The 18598-nt window shown below is 71.2% G+C and carries 17 protein-coding genes; 12 read left to right on the top strand and 5 right to left on the bottom strand.

What is annotated here, in order from left to right; all coding sequences use genetic code 11:
* Positions 1-32 precede the first annotated feature (32 nt).
* Positions 33-1718, top strand: coding sequence for an ABC-F family ATP-binding cassette domain-containing protein (locus tag ABD875_RS18225; RefSeq protein WP_345180822.1), 1686 nt, complete (start codon positions 33-35; stop codon positions 1716-1718).
* On the top strand, positions 1715-2725 hold the full coding sequence (locus ABD875_RS18220; RefSeq protein WP_345180820.1) for a GNAT family N-acetyltransferase: 1011 nt from the start codon (positions 1715-1717) through the stop codon (positions 2723-2725). The genes ABD875_RS18225 and ABD875_RS18220 overlap by 4 nt, the downstream gene beginning before the upstream one ends.
* 92 nt (positions 2726-2817) lie before the next feature.
* On the opposite strand, the gene ABD875_RS18215 is transcribed toward ABD875_RS18220, so the two are convergent.
* A complete protein-coding gene (locus ABD875_RS18215) occupies positions 2818-4053 on the bottom strand; it encodes a S1C family serine protease (RefSeq protein ID WP_345180817.1) in 1236 nt (411 codons plus the stop codon).
* Positions 4054-4132: 79 nt separating this feature from the next.
* Complete coding sequence (locus tag ABD875_RS18210) at positions 4133-4654, bottom strand: MarR family winged helix-turn-helix transcriptional regulator (protein WP_345180815.1); 522 nt, start codon at positions 4652-4654, stop codon at positions 4133-4135.
* 61 nt (positions 4655-4715) lie between these two features.
* On the opposite strand from ABD875_RS18210, the gene ABD875_RS18205 reads away from it, so the two are divergent.
* Positions 4716-5939 (top strand): MFS transporter, encoded by a 1224-nt coding sequence (locus ABD875_RS18205; protein WP_345180813.1) that lies wholly within the window; start codon positions 4716-4718, stop codon positions 5937-5939.
* Positions 5940-6045: 106 nt separating this feature from the next.
* Positions 6046-8598, top strand: coding sequence for a choice-of-anchor A family protein (locus ABD875_RS18200; RefSeq protein WP_345180811.1), 2553 nt, complete (start codon positions 6046-6048; stop codon positions 8596-8598).
* On the opposite strand, the gene ABD875_RS18195 is transcribed toward ABD875_RS18200, so the two are convergent.
* Positions 8570-9202 (bottom strand): HAD family hydrolase, encoded by a 633-nt coding sequence (locus ABD875_RS18195; RefSeq protein ID WP_345180808.1) that lies wholly within the window; start codon positions 9200-9202, stop codon positions 8570-8572. The genes ABD875_RS18200 and ABD875_RS18195 overlap by 29 nt on opposite strands.
* Complete coding sequence (locus ABD875_RS18190) at positions 9202-10491, bottom strand: citrate synthase (RefSeq protein WP_345180806.1); 1290 nt, start codon at positions 10489-10491, stop codon at positions 9202-9204. Before ABD875_RS18190 ends, ABD875_RS18195 begins: the two co-directional genes overlap by 1 nt.
* A gap of 279 nt (positions 10492-10770) precedes the next feature.
* Here ABD875_RS18190 and rplM point away from each other — a divergent pair, with 279 nt between their 5' ends.
* The 6 genes from rplM to ABD875_RS18160 are packed head-to-tail and all read left to right on the top strand — an operon-like array spanning position 10771 to position 15379.
* Entirely contained in the window at positions 10771-11214 is a 444-nt protein-coding gene (gene rplM, locus ABD875_RS18185; protein ID WP_345180803.1) for a 50S ribosomal protein L13, read from the top strand.
* Positions 11215-11244: 30 nt separating this feature from the next.
* Positions 11245-11745 (top strand): 30S ribosomal protein S9, encoded by a 501-nt coding sequence (gene rpsI / locus ABD875_RS18180; RefSeq protein WP_345180801.1) that lies wholly within the window; start codon positions 11245-11247, stop codon positions 11743-11745.
* A gap of 11 nt (positions 11746-11756) precedes the next feature.
* Complete coding sequence (gene glmM, locus ABD875_RS18175) at positions 11757-13103, top strand: phosphoglucosamine mutase (RefSeq protein ID WP_345180799.1); 1347 nt, start codon at positions 11757-11759, stop codon at positions 13101-13103.
* A 4-nt stretch (positions 13104-13107) separates the two neighbouring features.
* Positions 13108-14001, top strand: coding sequence for an ATP-binding cassette domain-containing protein (locus tag ABD875_RS18170; protein WP_345180796.1), 894 nt, complete (start codon positions 13108-13110; stop codon positions 13999-14001).
* Positions 13998-14801: an ABC transporter permease gene (locus ABD875_RS18165; RefSeq protein ID WP_345180794.1), complete on the top strand. Its 804-nt coding sequence runs from the start codon at positions 13998-14000 to the stop codon at positions 14799-14801. Before ABD875_RS18170 ends, ABD875_RS18165 begins: the two co-directional genes overlap by 4 nt.
* 29 nt (positions 14802-14830) lie before the next feature.
* A complete protein-coding gene (locus ABD875_RS18160) occupies positions 14831-15379 on the top strand; it encodes a DUF8017 domain-containing protein (RefSeq protein ID WP_345180792.1) in 549 nt (182 codons plus the stop codon).
* On the opposite strand, the gene coaA is transcribed toward ABD875_RS18160, so the two are convergent.
* Entirely contained in the window at positions 15365-16342 is a 978-nt protein-coding gene (coaA, locus tag ABD875_RS18155; RefSeq protein WP_345180790.1) for a type I pantothenate kinase, read from the bottom strand. The genes ABD875_RS18160 and coaA overlap by 15 nt on opposite strands.
* A 41-nt stretch (positions 16343-16383) precedes the next feature.
* On the opposite strand from coaA, the gene glmS reads away from it, so the two are divergent.
* Together glmS and ABD875_RS18145 are read left to right on the top strand one after the other, a co-directional pair.
* Positions 16384-18228, top strand: coding sequence for a glutamine--fructose-6-phosphate transaminase (isomerizing) (glmS, locus tag ABD875_RS18150; RefSeq protein ID WP_345180787.1), 1845 nt, complete (start codon positions 16384-16386; stop codon positions 18226-18228).
* Entirely contained in the window at positions 18225-18575 is a 351-nt protein-coding gene (locus ABD875_RS18145) for a holo-ACP synthase (RefSeq protein WP_345180784.1), read from the top strand. The genes glmS and ABD875_RS18145 overlap by 4 nt, the downstream gene beginning before the upstream one ends.
* Positions 18576-18598 lie beyond the last annotated feature (23 nt).

Genomic DNA, 18598 nt, shown 5'->3' with positions numbered 1-18598 from the left:
CCCGCCTCGGCGATGACGGACAATCCTTCGACGTGGGACACGTGGACGTCGCTGGAGTCAGGTACGAGCTGCCGGACGGTCGAGTGCTGCTCGACGACGTGTCGTTCCGGGTCGGCGAGGGCGCCAAGGTCGCGCTCGTGGGCGCGAACGGCGCCGGCAAGACCACGCTGCTCAGGATCATCACCGGCGACCTGGTGCCGCACGCCGGCGCGGTGACGCGCTCGGGTGGGCTGGGCGTGATGCGGCAGGCCGTCGGCGCCGGGCTCGGAGACGACCCGACCGTCGCCGACCTCCTGCTCAGCGTCTCGCCGCCTCGGATCCGGGCGGCGGCCGCCGAGGTCGACCGCCTCGAGCTGGCGCTGATGGAGACCGACGACGAGAAGACCCAGATGGCGTACGCCCACGCGCTGTCGGAGTTCGCCGACGCCGGCGGGTACGACGTCGAGGTCACCTGGGACGTGTGCACGATGGCGGCGTTCTCGCTGCCTTACGACCGCGCGAAGTACCGCACGCTCAGCACCCTCTCGGGCGGCGAGCAGAAGCGGCTGGTGCTGGAGTTCCTGCTGCGCGGGCCGGACGAGGTGCTGCTGCTCGACGAGCCCGACAACTACCTCGACGTCCCCGGCAAGATCTGGCTCGAGGGCCGGATCCGCGAGTCCGACAAGACGATCCTGATGATCAGCCACGACCGCGAGCTCCTCAACAACACCGCCACCCGCGTGGTCACCGTCGAGCTCGGCCACGCGGGCAACACCGTGTGGACCCATCCGGGCGGGTTCGCGTCGTACCACGAGGCTCGGCGCGACCGGTTCCTGCGCTTCGAGGAGATGCGCAAGCGCTGGGACGAGGAGCACGCCAAGCTCAAGCAGCTGGTGCTGCACTACAAGATCAAGTCCGAGTACAACGACGGGATGGCGTCGCAGTACCGCGCCGCGCAGACCCGGCTCCGCAAGTTCGAGGAGGCCGGCCCGCCGACCGAGCAGCCGCGCGAGCAGCAGGTGACGATGCGGCTGCGGGGCGGCCGCACCGGCAAGCGCGCGGTCGTCTGCGAGAACCTCGAGCTGACCGGGCTGATGAAGCCCTTCGACCTCGAGGTCTGGTACGGCGAGCGGGTGGCCGTGCTCGGCTCGAACGGCTCCGGCAAGTCGCACTTCCTGCGCCTGCTGGCGATCGGGGGCAGCGACCCCGACGTCGAGCACCGGCCGGTCGAGGACATCGAGATCAAGCCGGTGCTCCACTCCGGCAAGGCCAAGCTCGGCGCGCGCGTGCGTCCGGGGTGGTTCGTGCAGACCCACGAGCACCCCGAGCTGATCGGCCGGACCCTGCTGGAGATCCTGCACCGAGGCGACGGCCGGCGCGAGGGCATGGGGCGCGAGCAGGCGGCCCGGGTCCTGGACCGCTACGAGCTCGCGCACGCGGGTGAGCAGAGGTTCGAGTCGCTCAGCGGCGGGCAGCAGGCCCGGTTCCAGATCCTGCTGCTCGAGCTGTCCGGCGCCACGCTGCTGCTCCTCGACGAGCCGACCGACAACCTCGACGTGCAGTCCGCGGAGGCACTCGAGGACGGGCTCGCAGCGTTCGAGGGCACGGTCCTCGCCGTCACCCACGACCGTTGGTTCGCCCGCGGCTTCGACCGCTTCCTCGTGTACGGCGCGGACGGTGAGGTCTACGAGTCCGACGGCCCGGTGTGGGACGAGGGCCGGGTCGAGCGCGTCCGATGAGCCTGGTGATCGAGCCCGTCGACCCGGACGACGCGGCGTCGTACGACGCGTTCTACGACGTCTACCTCGCCGCCGAGCGGACCGACGAGGAGGCGACGCCGTGGATGCGCGACGAGATGCGCGCTGCCCTCCGGCCGAGGGCCGCGCGCCGCGCCGACGCCTTCGTCGGGAGGGTCGGCGGTCGCGTGGTCGCGGCGGGCCGTCTCGAGACGCCGATGCTCGACAACCTGGAGACCGCTGAGGTCGCGGTCCACGTGGGGCCGCAGGACCGGCGGCTCGGCCACGGGTCCGCGATGCTCGCGGGGCTCGAGCGCGAGGCCGCCGGCCGCGGGCGCTCGGTGCTGCAGACGCTGGTGACCTGGCGCTACGACGCCGGCCCGGATGGCGCCGGCGAGGCGGGCGCCGAGTTCGCCCGCGCCCACGGCTACGCACTCGGCCTGGCGGAGGTGAAGCGCCGGCTGACGCTCCCGGTCGAGGCCGGTCTGCTCGAGCAGCTGGCGGCCGAGGTCGCCCCGCACCACCGCGGCTACGAGCTGCGCTCCTGGGTGGGGCCGGTGCCCGACGAGCTCGCGGAGGGCTGGGTGCGCCTGACGTCGACGCTGATCACCGAGGCGCCGGTCGGCGACATGGACTTCGAGCCCGAGAAGGCCGACGTCGGCGCCCTGCGCGAGGGTGAGGCGCTGATCGCTGCCCAGGGCCGCACGAAGTACAACACCGTGGCGTTCGACCCGGCGGGCGAGATCGTGGCGTACTCCGACCTGGCGACCACGGTCCACGAGCCCGGGAAGGCCTACCAGTGGGGCACGCTGGTGCGCGGCGACGCCCGCGGGCACCGGCTCGGGCTGGCGGTGAAGGTCGCGAACCTGCGACTGCTCCAGGCCGAGCGGCCCGACATCGTGGAGCTGACGACGTACAACGCCGAGGTCAACGCGCACATGATCGGTGTCAACGAGCGCCTCGGCTTCGCAGCCGTCGGCCGGCTCGGCGAGTTCCAGAAGCGGCTCTAGGCGCACCACGGGCCCCACCGGGCAGGAGACGGTTCCGTCCAGTGGGGCCCGCTTCCTTCTCGGGGGAGAGAAGGAGCCTGGGAGCGCCGGGCTCAGGAGGTGGACGTGTCCGCGTCCGAGTCCAGCGTGAGGGTGACGGTCCGGGTCTCGCCGTCGCGGAGGTACGTCACGGTCACCTCGTCGCCGGGCCGGTAGGACCGGATCGTGGCGACCAACGAGTCGGCACTGCTGACCAGCTGGTCGTCGACCTTGGTGATCACGTCGCCCTCGGCGAGGCCGGCGTCCGCTGCGGTCGAGCCGTCGCTGATCTCCTGGACCTGCGCGCCGCTGTCGACCTCGGCACCGGTCTGGTCGGTCACCGGGGAGACCGAGATGCCCAGCCGGGCGTGGGTCGGCGTCTCGCCGTTGCTCATCTGGTCGACGATCGGGAGCACGAAGTCGATCGGGATCGCGAACCCGAGGCCGATCGAGCCTGCCTCCTCCTCGGAGCTGCTGGCGGAGCGGATCGAGGAGTTGATGCCGACGACGTTGCCGTTCATGTCGACCAGCGCGCCACCGCTGTTGCCGGGGTTGATCGCCGCGTCGGTCTGGATCGCGGGGTAGGTCGTGCTGTTGTTCTCCGCGTCCGACCCGACGTCGACCGGCCGGTTCAGCGCGCTGACGATGCCGCTGGTCACCGTGGACTCGAGGCCGAACGGCGAGCCGATCGCCACGACGCCCTCGCCGACCGCGAGGTCGCTGGACTTGCCGATCGTCGCCGGGGTCAGGCCCGACACGCCCTCGGCCTTGATCAGCGCGGTGTCGGTGAGCGGGTCCGTGCCGAGGATCTCGGCCGGGGCCGTCGTGCCGTCGTTGAAGAGCACGGTGATCTCGCCGCCGTCGGCGGCGACCTCGACCACGTGGTTGTTGGTGAGGATCTCGCCGTCCGAGCTCAAGACGATGCCGGAGCCGGACCCCGCGCCCTGCGCGCCGGTGACGTTGAGCTTCACGACCGACGGCAGCACCTTCTCGGCGACCGCCTCGACGGAGCCGTCGGCGGCGGGGGAGTCGGGGGTGTCCACGACCTGTGCGGTCGAGACGGTGTCCGGGCCGGTGGAACCGGACTCGTCCGTCGCGGTGTTCCACGCGGCGGCACCGCCGACGCCCGCCGCACCGCCGACCACCAGTGCGGTGGCCAGGACGGCGACGGCGAGGCCGGTGTGCCGGTGCTTGCGCGAGCTCGGCAGCGACGACGGCTGCGCGATGACCGGCGGGCCCTCCGGCGGGGGCCCCAGCGGAGCACCCTGAGGAGGCTGGATCGGGTACGGGGTGGTCGGCTGCTCGTCCATGCACACCACAGTGCTCGGGGTGACTGTGGGTTCCCTGAGAGAGTGCTGGGCGGCGACGAAGAAACCCGGCCGAGGCCCGCTAGGAGTCGTCGGACTCGAGCTGGAGGGTGAGCACCTTGAGCAGCTGCGCGAGGCGGACCCGCTCCTGCGGAGGGAGCGTCCGGACGAGGTCCTCCTCGGCGCGACCGCGCAACGCCATCGCTCGCCGCCAGACGTCCATGCCCGCCCGGGTGACCTCGATCCCGACCCGGCGCCGGTCGTTCGCGTCGGCCCGGCGCTGGATCCAACCCCCGCGCTCGAGCGCGTCGAGCCGCCCGGTCATGCCCGCGTTGCTGATCCCCAGGTCGGTCGCCAGCGCCGACGGGCTGGCGTGCCCCGGGGTGTCGCGGACGATCAGCAGGTGCAGCGTCTCGTACTCGAAGTCCTGCAGCCCCACCTCGGCGACCGCCTCCTGCATGGCGGCCTTGAAGTGCCGCACCAGCCTGCCCATCCGGACCACGATCGCCTCGATGTCGTCGTCGAACGGCACGTCGATCCAGTGGTCGCGCCAGCGGGCGACGTGCCGGTCCGCCCAGTCCTCCCCGGCGGTGGTCTCGGCCATGGCGCCATCGTAGGGACGAACTACTTTGACGAATAGTTCGCCAGCGAATTAATCTGCGGGCGTGAGCACGACGACGAGCGTCCGGACCGGGCCCTGGCGGTACCCCGACTTCCGCAACCTCGTCATCGGCACCACCACCAGTGCGCTCGGCAACGCGATCTATCCCGTCGCGCTCGCCTTCGCCGTCCTCGACCTCGGCGGCTCCGCGACCGACCTCGGACTGGTCATCGCCCTCTTCGCCCTGGCCGACGTCGCCACCGTGCTGTTCGGGGGCGTGCTCGGCGACCGGGTCTCGCGCAAGCTGATGATGGAGGGCTCCTCGGCCGCGTGCGCGGTGACGCAGGGGCTGCTCGCCGTGCTGCTGGTCGGAGGCTGGGCGACCCTGCCCGTGCTCGCCCTCATCGGCATGGTCACCGGCTGCCTCGGGGCGCTGAGCAAGCCGTCGTCCTCGGCGATGACCCGGCTGACCGTCCCGGCCGAGGAGCTGCCGTCGGCGGTCGCCGTACGCCGGGTGCTGGAGACCGGCGCGATGGTCGTCGGCTTCGCCTTTGCCGGCATCCTGGTCGCTGCCGTCGGGTCCGGATGGGCGATCGCGGTCGACGGTGCGACGTTCGTCGTCGCCGCGCTCGCCTTCGCCCGCCTGCGCGTCCCGCACACCCGGCCGGAAGGTGTGCGGCCCTCGCTGCGCGCCGACCTGGCGGAGGGCCTCCAGGAGGTGTTCCGCCACACCTGGCTGTGGTTGCTGATCGCCCAGGCGCTGCTCTACCACCTGTTCTACGGCGGCGCCCAGGGCGTGCTCGGGCCGATCGTGGTCGGTGACGAGTTCGGTCGGTCCGCCTGGGGCTTCGCGCTCGGCGCGCTGATGGTCGGGTTCGTCGTCGGCGGTCTCGTCTGCCTGCGCTGGCGGCCGCGGCACGGACTGTTCGCCGGGACCATCCTGCTGTCGCTGACCGCGACGTTCCCGATCGCGATGGCGCTCAGCGACCACCTGCTCCCGATCCTCGTCGGCGCCTTCCTGCACGGTCTCGGGCTCGAGATCTTCAGCGTCAACTGGGACCTCTCGATCCAGCAGAACATCGCCGAGGACAAGCTGGCGCGGGTCTACTCGTTCGACCTCGTCGGCTCCTTCGTGGCCCGCCCGATCGGCCTCGCGCTCACCGGCCCGGTCGCCGCGGCCGTCGGCTTCGACACCTGGCTGCTCGTGGTCGGCACGATCATGGGCGTCTCGGCACTGCTGGCGCTGCTCTCGCCGGACGTCCGGCACCTCGAGCGCACGACCACCTGACCCGGCCCTGGTCCAGTCCAGCGGGCCCGAATATCGGGCGTTCGCGACGATGGGAGCCTGCTTCGTGGCACCGTCAGCGGTGCAGACCAACTGGGGGGTTAGTCATATGAGCACGTCTGTACCTCGTCGCGCGCGCCGCGCGGCCCGTCTTCCGCTCGCCATCGCCGCGCTCCTGTGCGCCGGTAGCGCGGTCACGGTGCTCCAGCTCTCCGGGGCCGGCGCCGGCGCCCAGACCCCTGCGGTCTGCACGACGGTGAGCAACCCGCTCGGCGACGCCACCGGATGGACCGAGTTCATCGAGACCGACGGCACCCGAGGCGCCGAGTCCGAGGGTTCGATCGCGTACGGCGGCAGCTTCGCGGGCAGCGGCTTCACGGTCGGGTCGCACCTGCCCGTCTCGACGCCGGCCTCGACGCCGACCCTCGTGGTCGCCGGGTCGCACGGCACCTTCAACCTCCAGCGCGGCAGCGCCTACGTGAACCCGCAGAGCGGCGTGAACTTCAACGGCGGCGGCAGCTACCTGGCGAGCAACCCGGTCAGCTTCGGCCCGGCGTTCACCTACCTGCGCGGCAAGTCCGCCGAGTGGGCCGGCGCGGCGCAGACCGGCACGGTCACCACCGTGACCTCGAACCCGCTGCCCGGCGGCCAGGTCACCCTGGTGCTCTCGGGCTCGAACGCGGACCTCAACGTCTTCAACATCGCCGCGTCCGACCTCGGGACCAAGCAGGTCGGCATCGACGTGCCGCAGGGTTCGACGGTCCTCGTCAACGTCAGCGGTTCCGCCCCGGCGTTCCAGAACAACCTCCTGATCAAGAACCAGGGCAACGGCAACTGGGACCAGGCCAGCGACTCCGTCGTGAAGCCCGGCCAGATGACCGCGACGGGCTGGCCCGGCATCCTCTGGAACTTCCCGCAGGCGACCTCGCTCCAGATCAACAGCGGCTCCGCGTTCGCCGGCACGGTCCTGGCGCCTGACGCCGCGGTCACGGTCGGCAGCGCCGGCCACACGATCGGCCAGATGATCGCGAAGAGCTTCGTCTCCGGCAAGGAGACGCACTTCAACCTGTTCCCGTCGTCGGCCTGCCTCCCGGGTCCGCCTCCGCCGGTGGGTGACTCGGACGTGAAGATCACCAAGACGGCGTCCGACCCGAGCCCGCACGGCGGCGACCTGGTCACCTACACGCTGCTCGTCGAGAACGTCGGCGACAGCCCGGCCACCGGTGTGGTCGTCACGGACGTGCTGCCGGCCGGCGTCACGTTCGACTCGGCACAGGCGCCGTGCACCCAGGCGTCCGGCACCGTGACGTGCAACCTCGGCACGCTCGCCGCGCACGCCTCGACCACGCTCTGGATCAAGGTCGTGGCCAACCCCGTCGCCGGCGCCGGGCCGTCGTCGCACCCGCAGGCCCACCACTGGCTCACGCCGTACAAGGCCGAGATGCAGGTCGACCTGCAGCCCGGTGAGCAGAAGAGCGTGACGCTGAGCTGCAACGCCGGGGACATCCTGAGCGACGGCCACTTCCGCATCGACCACGTCGACCAGGACACCGGCACGATCGGCGACGACGTCACGATCCTCAGCTCGCAGGCGACCGGGCTCGGTGTCGGCTCGTGGAAGGGCATCATCCGCAACGACGCCGACGGCCGCGCGCAGGCCAAGGCGTTCATCGTCTGCCTGCCGAAGCAGACCGAGGCCGCGGACCGCCAGACCGGCTACAACGACAGCCACAAGCACCCGCTGTCGGTCGACCCGGCACCGGTCACGCACACCGCGACGTACGCCGCCGGCTCGCACACCGCGACGCTCACCTGCCCGACCGGCACGATGCCGATCGCGCCCGGGTTCGACGCGCCCGCCGGCGGGGTGGTGCTGACCGGGTCGGAGTGGAGCCAGGGTCAGCCGCGGGACTGGGTCTTCTCGCTGAGCGTGAGTGCCCCGACCACCGTGACCGTGAGCGCGCGCTGCCTGCGCACGACCGTCGGGCCCGTCCACGGCCACACCCACGACCTGAAGTTCAGCCACGTGGTGGAGACGTTCACGGTCCCCGGCCACACGGCCAAGGAGGGTGACGAGTTCAAGGTCGTCTGCCCCGACGACGCCAAGGGCGTCGTGGCGACCTGGCACCTGCCGCCGGGCCTGAAGCACTTCGGCAACGACCCGCGGCTCAAGGAGCGCGCGTTCCGGATCTTCAACGACACCGGGGTCGCGCAGCAGGCCACGCTCGACCTCATCTGCCTGCACGACCGCACCAAGACCGAGGGCATGGGCACCGACGACCCGGTCGTCGTCCCCAACACGGCGACGGTGACCTCCACGTCGGTGGACGCCAACCCGTTCAACAACTCCTCGACCGCGACGATCACGGTGCTGCCGGGCTCGTCGACCACCGGGACGGGCGGCAGCGGCCTCGTGAGCGGCTCGACGTTCTCGATGAAGGTCGTCTCGTCGATGCCCGGCAAGGGCGCGCTCGTGGTCCGCGGTGGCGGCGCTGTGCTGGCGAAGGGTCAGGTCGCGTTGCGGCCGGGCCAGGCGTCGACGGCGCGGCTGCAGCTGACCGCCGCCGGGAAGCGGCAGCTCGCCAAGCTCGACAAGGTCTCGGTGAGCGTCGACCCGACCCGGGGCCGGACCGTCACGCGGAGCGTGCAGGTCCGGCGCTGAGCCGGTAGCCGCGGGCGCGCAGCTGCTCACGCAGCTGCGTCGCCCCGGTGAAGAGGATCGCGTCCATGCCGAGCGCGGCCGCGGCGTCGATGTTGGCGCGGTTGTCGTCGATGAACACCAGCTGGTCGAGCGGGAGCCCCGCCCGGTCGGCGACGATCTCGAAAGCGCGCGGGTCCGGCTTCGCGACCTTGACCTCGCCGGACACCACGACGTGGTCGAGCAGCGTGAGCACCTCGAACCGGCCGGCGGCGTACGGGTAGTAGAGCTCGTCGGACCAGTTCGTCAGCCCGAGCAGCCGCACCCCGGCCTGGTGCAGCTCGCGCACGATCTCCGCCGTGCCGGGCACCTCGCCGAGCGAGGCGGGGAAGTGGTCGAGGTACGCCGCGGCGTGCTCGGCCCAGTGCGGGTGCGTGCGCCGCACCTCGGCAACGCCGTCGGCCCAGGGCCGGCCGCTGTCCTGGAGGTGGTTCCACGCCAGGAAGTCGAAGTCCTCGGCGTCCAGGAACCTCTGGGCCTCAACGGCACCGACCCCCGCCGCGATGGCGAGGGCCGGTTGCCAGTCGATGAGGACGTTGCCGAGGTCGAAGACCACGGCCTCGGGCATCAGGCCCAGCGCTCCGAGGCGGGCGTGAAGTCGAGCTGGCGGTCCCCGGTGTAGATCTGCTTCGGGCGGGCGATCTTCTGCTCCTTGTCCTGCACCAGCTCGGACCACTGGGCCAGCCAGCCCGGGGTCCGGCCGATCGCGAACAGGACGGTGAACATCTCCGGCGGGAACTGGAAGGCCTCGTAGATCAGGCCGGAGTAGAAGTCGACGTTCGGGTAGAGCTTGCGCTTGACGAAGTACTCGTCCTCGAGCGCGATCTTCTCCAGCTCCTGGGCGATCTCGAGCAGCGGGTTGACCCCGGTGACCTCGAAGACGTCGTCACAGGCCTTCTTGATGATCGTGGCGCGCGGGTCGTAGTTCTTGTAGACCCGGTGGCCGAAGCCCATGAGCTTCTCGTTGCCGTTCTTCACGCCCTCGATGAAGGAGGGGATGTTCTCCTTCGAGCCGATGCGGCGCAGCATCCGCAGCACGGCCTCGTTGGCGCCACCGTGCAGCGGGCCGTAGAGCGCGCCGACGCCGGCCGCGACCGCGGAGTACGGGTCGACCTGCGAGGAGCCCACCGAGCGGACCGCGTTGGTCGAGCAGTTCTGCTCGTGGTCGGCGTGCAGGATGAACAGCACGTCGAGGGCGCGCACCAGGCGCTCGTCGGCCTCGAACTTCGACTCGCTCATCTTGAAGAGCATCGAGAGGAAGTTCGCGGTGTACCCGAGGTCGTTGTCCGGGTAGACGTACGGCTTGCCCTGCGCGTGGCGGAACGCCCAGGCGCCGAGGGTCGGCATCTTGGCGATCATCCGCACGATCTGCATGTGCCGGTTGTCGGCGTCGCTGATGTTGCGCGCGTCGGGGTAGAACGTCGAGAGGGCCCCCACCGACGCCATCAGCATCCCCATCGGGTGCGCGTCGTAGCGGAAGCCCTGCATGAACGACTTGACGTTCTCGTGCACGAACGTGTGGTAGGTGATCTCGTGCACCCACGCGTCGTACTCCGCCTTCGACGGCAGCTCGCCGTTGATCAGCAGGTAGGCGACCTCGAGGAAGCTCGACTTCTCGGCCAGCTGCTCGATGGGGTACCCGCGGTACTCGAGGATGCCCTTCTCGCCGTCGATGTAGGTCACCGAGCTGCGGCAGGACGCGGTGTTGACGAAGCCCGGGTCGTAGACCGCCAGGCCCGGAGTGTCGTCCCCGGCCTTGATCTTGCCCAGATCCGCGGCCTTGATGGCGCCGTCGAGGATCGGGACGTCGTACTCCAGTCCGGTGCGGTTGTCACGCACGGTGAGAGAATCAGTCACCCGCCCAACTTAGTCGGCCGGGCACGCGCGTGTGAAACCAGGTCCGTCCGTGGACAGCGCCCGAGGCGGCGCTCGCGCGCTTTTGACCCTGCCGGGAGCGGCCCCGTAGTCTTGTCAGTCGCGCCTCCTGCCGCGCTCCGACCCAGCCACGGGATCGGGGTGCAGACCCGGACCAGCAGCCAGCTGAGAGACCGGGCAGTGTTCGTCAGAAGGCGTGGCTCCACAACCCGCGGTGACAAAGGGTCCCCGCGGGCCACCACGAACGAAGGAAGTTCCTCCGTGCGCACGTACAGCCCGAAGCCCGCTGACATTCAGCGCGAGTGGCACGTCATCGACGCCACCGACATCGTCCTCGGCCGGCTCGCCGTCCAGACCGCCAACCTCCTGCGCGGCAAGCACAAGCCGATCTTCGCCCCGCACATGGACACCGGTGACTTCGTCATCATCGTCAACGCGGAGAAGGTCGCCCTGTCCGGCACCAAGAAGACCACCAAGCTCGCCTACCGGCACTCCGGTTACCCGGGCGGCCTCACGGCCACCCCGATCGGCGAGATCCTCGACAAGGACGCCCGCAAGGCCATTGAGAAGGCCGTGTGGGGCATGCTGCCCAAGAACAAGCTCGGCCGTCAGATGCTGAAGAAGCTGAAGGTCTACTCCGGGCCGAACCACCCGCACCAGGCCCAGCAGGCCACTCCCTTCGAGATCTCCCAGATCTCCCAGTAATCCGTCGCGTACCGAGAGAGTTTGAGAGACATGGCTGACACCACCACTGAGGTCGAGGAGACCTACGAGGTCGACGAGCAGGGCATCGCCTACAGCTCGGAGAGCGCCCCGTCCGCCGACACCCCCGCGCGCCCGGCGACCATCGCCCCGGCTGCCGCGACCGGTCGTCGCAAGGAGGCGGTTGCCCGCGTCCGGATCGTCCCGGGCACCGGCGTGTGGACCATCAACGGTCGCACCCTGGACTCCTACTTCCCGAACAAGCTGCACCAGCAGGTCGTGAACGAGCCGTTCGCGAACCTCCAGCTGGAGGGCCGCTTCGACGTCATCGCCCGCATCCACGGCGGCGGCATCACCGGCCAGGCCGGCGCGCTGCGTCTCGGCGTGGCCCGCTGCCTGAACGCGGTCGACGTCGAGGCCAACCGCCCGTCGCTCAAGAAGGCCGGGCTGCTCACGCGTGACGCCCGCGTCATCGAGCGCAAGAAGGCTGGTCTCAAGAAGGCCCGCAAGGCGCCTCAGTTCAGCAAGCGCTGATCCGAGAGCGCATGCCGCGCATCTTCGGCACGGACGGGGTCCGGGGCCTGGCGAACGGTCAGCTGACCGCGGAGCTGGCCCTGGACCTTTCCGTTGCTGCCGCACGGGTTCTGGCCGACCGTGGCGAGTTCGAAGGGCACCGCCCGCTCGCCGTGGTCGGCCGGGACACGCGCATCTCCGGCCAGTTCCTCGAGCACGCCGTCGTCGCCGGGCTCGCGTCCGCGGGCGTCGACGTGCTCCGGCTGCGGGTCCTGCCGACCCCGGCCGTCGCGTACATGACGCACGCGCTGGGCGCCGACCTCGGCGTGGTCATCAGCGCGTCGCACAACCCGATGCCCGACAACGGCATCAAGTTCCTCGCCGGCGGCGGGCTCAAGCTCGACGACGCGGTCGAGAAGCTCATCGAGCAGCACCTCGACGAGGAGTGGGACCGCCCGCTCGGCGGCGCGGTCGGCCGCGTGACGCCGTACGCCACGCCCGTCGAGGAGTACGTCGAGCACCTCGTCTCCACCCTCGACAAGCCGCTGAGCGGCATCAAGGTCGTCCTCGACTGCGCCCATGGCGCGGCGTACGAAGCCGGCCCCGCCGCGCTGCGGGCCGCCGGCGCCGACGTGATCGCGCTGAACGTCGAGCCCGACGGCCTCAACATCAACGACGGCTGCGGCTCCACGCACCTCGGGCCGCTGCAGGCGGCCGTGCTCGAGCACGGGGCCGACGTGGGCTTCGCGCTCGACGGTGACGCCGACCGCTGCCTCGCGGTCGACCACGAGGGCAACGACGTCGACGGCGACCAGCTGATGGCGATCCTCGCGATCGGCATGTCCGAGACCGGGCACCTCGCGAAGAACACCGTGGTCGCCACCGTGATGAGCAACCTCGGCTTCGTGCAGGCGATGAAGGCCGCGGGCATCGGGGTGCGCCAGACCAAGGTCGGCGACCGCTACGTGCTCGAGGCGATGAAGGTGTCCGGCTACTCCCTCGGCGGCGAGCAGTCCGGCCACGTGATCATGAGCGAGTACGCCACCACCGGCGACGGGATCCTCACCGCCCTCCACGTGCTGCAGCGGATGGCTGCCACGGGCGAGAGCCTGCAGTCCCTGGCGTCGGTCGTGCACCGGCTGCCGCAGGTGCTGGTGAACGTCCCCGGCGTCGACAAGTCGCGCGCGGACGAGGACGCGGTGCTCGCCGCCGCCGTCGCCGAGGAGGAGGCCGCGCTCGGCGACTCGGGCCGGATCCTGCTGCGGCCCTCGGGCACCGAGTCACTGGTGCGGGTGATGGTCGAGGCCGCCACCCAGGACGAGGCCACGGCGGTCGCGGAGCGGCTGGCCGCGGTCGTGAAGCAGCAGCTGGCACTCTGATCCCATGACCGGTCCCACTCTCGCGGTCGAGGGCGTCGCGAAGACGTTCGGCGCCGTGCGCGCCGTCGACGACCTGTCGTTCACCGTCCGGCCGGGCGCGGTCACCGGCTTCCTCGGCCCGAACGGCGCCGGCAAGACCACGACGCTGCGGATGCTGCTCGGCCTGACCCGGCCGACCACAGGGCGCACGCTGGTCGGTGACCGGCCCTACACCGAGCACGAGCGGCCCGCCCGCGTGGTGGGCGCCGCACTGGAGGCGTCGAGCTTCCACCCCGGGCGCACCGGGCTCGCGCACCTCGAGGTGTTCGCACCGCAGGTCGGCGTCTCGCGGCAGCGCTGCCGCGAGCTGATCGACTTCGTCGGCCTCGGGCCGGCCGCGGACCGCCGGGTGGGCGGTTACTCGATGGGCATGCGCCAGCGCCTCGGCCTCGCGACGGCGCTGCTCGGCGACCCGCCCGCGATCGTGCTCGACGAGCCCGCGAACGGGCTGGACCCCGAGGGCATCGTGTGGCTGCGCCGGCTGCTGCGCGCGTTCGCCGACGAGGGCCGCACCGTGCTGATCTCCAGCCACGTGCTCACCGAGGTGCAGCACACCGTCGACGACGTGGTGATCATCGCCCGCGGCAAGCTGGTGCACGCGTCGTCGCTCGCGGCGCTGGCCGACCTCGCCGAGCCCCAGACGTACGTCGAGTCGCCCGACCAGGCCGCGCTGCAGCGGCTCTGCGAGGCGCGCGGGTGGACGGCGGAGGCGAGCGACCGCGGACTGGTGGTGACCGGCGTGGTCGCGGCCGAGGTGGGCGCTGCGGCGTACTCCGCCGGCGTCGAGCTGCACCAGCTCGCCAGCCGCGGGGTCGGCCTCGAGGACGTGTTCCTGCGACTGACGGGTGGTGCCTCGTGAGGGACGCCGTGGTCGCGGAGTACCGCAAGCTGGTCACCACCCGGATGTGGTGGGTCCTGCTGCTCGCGCTGGCGGCGTACCTCGCGTTCATCGGAGTCGCGCTGGCGTTCTCGATCGTGGTCGCGGCCGAGAACGAGGAGGGCGACCTGATGCTCAGCGGCGTCGACGCCGCAGCCTCGATCTACGGGCTGACGAACGCGATCGGATACGTGTTCCCGCTGGTGATCGGCAGCCTCGCGATGACCACGGAGTTCCGGCACCAGACCATCACGCAGTCGCTGCTGGTCGAGCCGCGGCGCGGGGTGTTCCTCGGCGCGAAGCTGCTCGCGACGCTCCCGCTCGGGCTCCTGTACGGCGTGGTCGCGACCGCGGCGGTGGTGCTGGCCAGTGCGCCGGTGCTCGCCGTCCTCGGCGACGGCGCGTTCCTCACCGAGCCCGACATCATCGAGGTGCTGCTGCTCAGCGTGGTCGTCACGGCGCTGTGGGCGATGATCGGCGTCGCGTTCGGCAGCGTGCTGACCAACCAGGTCGCCGCGATCGTGGTGATCCTCGCGTTCACCCAGTTCGTCGAGCCGATCGCCCGCGTCGCCCTGGGGGCGTTCGACGCGCTCGACGGTGTCGCGAAGTTCCTGCCCGGCGCGGCCGCCGACGGCCTGATCGGCGCCAGCTTCCTGGGCTCGATGGACGGCGGCTCAGCCGACCTGCTGCCGCGCTGGGCGGCGCTGCTGGTCATGCTCGCGTACGCCGGGATCCTGGCCGGCGTCGGGCGGTTCACCACCCTGCGCCGCGACATCGGTTGACGCGCTGCGGGGCCGGGTAGACCCTCCGCATGACCCGAGCCCGCGTCGCCGCCGTCCTCGGCGTCGTCGCGGTCCTGTGCGTGGTGGCGACGGCCGCGGTCGCGCTGACCCGCGAGGACACGGCACCCGACGCGCCGACGCTGACCGTGGCCGGGCCCGAGGGCTCCTTCGAGGTGCCCGCGGACGGGTGGAAGGTCGAGGACGCGGACGTGCGGGTCTTCTACGCCGACGAGCAGGGCCGGCCGGTCGCCGTCGTGCACGGCCCCGCGGTGTTCCGTGCGGGGTACTGCGGGAAGGACTCCAACCAGGCGTTCGCGGGCTTCACGCGCGAGCCACTGGGCGCGTGGACGGGGGCCCTGGGCGAGGCGGGGCCGGTCGACCGCGAGGCGGTCGTCCTCGAGGACGGCACCGTCGCGCGGCTGTCCCGGGTGGACGTCGAGGTGGACTCCGCCGCGCCGTGCAGCGCGTCGCGGGTCGAGGTGTCGATGCTCGAGGTGGGCGGCGTGCGGGCGGTGCTGGTGCGCGACGCCGGTGCGCTCCCCGACGACGACGTGCTGCTCTCCCTAGAGCTTTCGTAGCCGCACGTACCGCACCGAGTGGTCCCGGTCCTTGCGCAGCACCAGGGTCGCGCGGGAGCGGGTCGGCAGGATGTTCTGCGAGAGGTTCGGCCCGTTGATCGTGTCCCAGATCCGCTGGGCCTCGGCGACCGCCTCCTCGCGGGAGAGCGCGCCGTACTTGGAGAAGTACGAGTCGGGGTCGCGGAACGCGGTCTCGCGCAGCCGCAGGAAGCGCTCGACGTACCAGTCCCGGATGTGGCCGGTGCCGGCGTCGACGTACACGCTGAAGTCGAAGAAGTCGCTCAGCGTCAGGCCGGTGCGGCCGTCCTCGCGGACCCGCGCGGGCTGGAGGACGTTGAGGCCCTCGATGATCACGATGTCGGGGCGCTTGACCACGACCTTCTCGTCCGGGAGGACGTCGTAGGTCAGGTGGGAGTAGACCGGCGCCTCGACCTCGTCCTTGCCGGACTTGATGTCGACGACGAAGCGCAGCAGCGCGCGCCGGTCGTACGACTCGGGGAAGCCCTTGCGCTGCAGGAGGCCGCGGCGCTCGAGCTCGGCGTTCGGGTACAGGAAGCCGTCGGTGGTCACCAGCGCCACGTTGGGGTGCTCGGGCCAGTGCGCGAGCATCTGCCGGAGCACGCGGGCGGTCGTGGACTTCCCGACGGCGACCGAGCCGGCCAGGCCGATGACGAACGGCGTGCGCTGCGGCTGGACCTGGTGCAGGAACTCCTCCTGCTTGCGGTGCAGCCCGCCGGCGCTCTCGACGTACAGGCTGAGCAAGCGCGACAGCGGCAGGTAGATCTGCTGGACCTCGTCGAGGTCGAGCTGGTCGCCGAGGCCGCGCAGGCTGCGGATCTCGTCGGCGTTGAGCGGGTTCTCGACCTCGTGGGCGAGCGCCGCCCAGGCCGAGCGGTCCAGCTCGACGTAGGGCGAGGACTCCCGGGTGGCGTCGGCGGCGTGCACCTCGCCGTGGGAAGACATGGATGCGATTGTTGCAAAGGGCGCTCACTACAGTGAGACCCATGTGCGGGATCGTTGGTTACGTAGGTCACAAGCGAGCCCAGGACGTCGTGGTCGAGGGGCTGCGGAGGTTGGAGTACCGCGGCTACGACTCGGCCGGGATCGCTCTCGTCGCCGACGGCGCCCTGGCCGCCGACAAGCGGGCGGGCAAGCTCGCGAACCTCGAGAAGGCCATCGCCGACACCCCGCTCCCCGACAGCACCACCGGCATCGGTCACACCCGGTGGGCGACGCACGGCGCGCCCAACGACGTGAACGCCCATCCGCACGCGGGGGAGTCGCGCCGGGTGGCGCTCGTGCACAACGGGATCATCGAGAACTTCGCCGAGCTGCGCGCCGAGCTCGAGGCCGCCGACCACCACCTGCTCTCCGAGACCGACACCGAGGTCGCGGCGCAGCTGCTCGAGCTCGAGGTGCTCGCCGGCGCCGACCTGACCGAGGCGATGCTGCGGGTCGTACGCCGGCTGGAGGGCGCGTTCACGCTCGTGGCCGTCGACGCCCTCGACCCGTCACGGGTGGTCGCCGCCCGGCGGAACTCGCCGTTGGTCGTCGGCATCGGTGAGGGCGAGAACTTCCTCGGGTCGGACGTCGCCGCGTTCATCGAGCACACCCGCGAGGCCCTGGAGCTCGGCCAGGACCAGGTCGTGACGATCACCCGGTCCGGCGTGACCGTGACCAATTTCGACGGCACGCCCGCCGAGGGACAGCGCTACCACGTGACCTGGGACCTGTCGGCCGCAGAGAAGGACGGCCACGACTGGTTCATGCGCAAGGAGATCTTCGAGCAACCCCGCGCGGTGGCCGACTCGCTGCTCGGGCGACGTACCCCCGAGGGGCACCTGCAGCTGGACGAGATGCGGCTGTCGGACCAGGAGCTGCGCGACGTCGACAAGGTCATCATCATCGCGTGCGGCACGTCGTTCTACGCCGGCATGGTCGCGAAGTACGCCATCGAGCACTGGTGCCGGGTGCCGGTCGAGGTCGAGCTCGCGTCGGAGTTCCGCTACCGCGACCCGATCCTCGACTACTCCACGCTCGTCGTCGCGATCAGCCAGTCCGGCGAGACCGCCGACACCCTGCAGGCGATCCGGCATGCGCGCACGCAGCGCTCGAAGGTGCTCGCGATCTGCAACACGAACGGCTCGACGATCCCGCGCGAGTCCGACGCGGTCATCTACACGCACGCGGGCCCGGAGATCGGGGTCGCCTCGACCAAGGGGTTCCTGACCCAGCTGGTCGCGTGCTACCTGCTCGCGCTCTACCTCGCGCAGGTGAAGGGCACGCGGTACGGCGACGAGATCGGCCAGGTCGTCGAGCAGCTCGAGGCGATGCCGTCGCACATCGAGCGGGTCCTCGCCGACCAGGAGGCGATCTACGCGCTGGCGCGCGAGCACGTCGGGACCCGGTCGGTGCTGTTCCTCGGCCGGCACGCGGGCTACCCGGTCGCGCTCGAGGGCGCGCTCAAGCTCAAGGAGCTCGCCTACATCCACGCCGAGGGCTTCGCGGCCGGCGAGCTCAAGCACGGCCCGATCGCACTGATCGAGGAGGGTCTGCCGGTGTTCTGCGTCGTGCCGCCCGCCGGCCGGGACCAGCTGCGCGACAAGATGGTCAGCGGCATCCAGGAGGTGCGCGCCCGCGGCGCCCGCACCATCTGCCTGGTCGAGGACGGCGACGACGCGATCACGCCGTACGCCGACGTCGTCATCCGGCTGCCCCAGGTGCCGGTGCTGCTCCAGCCGCTGGTGGCCGCCGTACCCCTGCAGCTGTTCGCGTGCGAGCTCGCCACCGCGCTCGGCCACGACGTCGACCAGCCGCGCAACCTCGCCAAGTCGGTCACGGTCGAATGATCATCGGGGTCGGCATCGACGTCGTCGACATCGAGCGCTTCGGGGAGTCGCTGACCCGCACGCCGGGGCTGTCGGCGCGGCTGTTCACGCCGTCGGAGGCCTCTCGTCCGCTGGCGTCGCTGGCCGCCCGCTTCGCCGCGAAGGAAGCGCTCGCCAAGGCCCTCGGCGCGCCGGTCGGCATGCACTGGCACGACGCCGAGATCGTGTCGGAGGAGTCGGGCCGCCCGGTGCTGGAGATGCGCGACTCGGTGCTCGCGCGCGCCAACGACCTCGGCGTCGCCTCCGTGCACGTGTCGCTCTCGCACGACGCCGGCATCGCGTCCGCGGTCGTCGTCCTGGAGTCGTAGCGTCGCAGGTGCAGGTCGTGTGC

Source organism: Nocardioides caricicola (genome assembly GCF_039541135.1).
Taxonomy (GTDB): domain Bacteria; phylum Actinomycetota; class Actinomycetes; order Propionibacteriales; family Nocardioidaceae; genus Nocardioides; species Nocardioides caricicola.
Note: the sequence above shows the minus strand (reverse complement) of the source record. Positions and strands in the feature narration are given on the sequence as shown.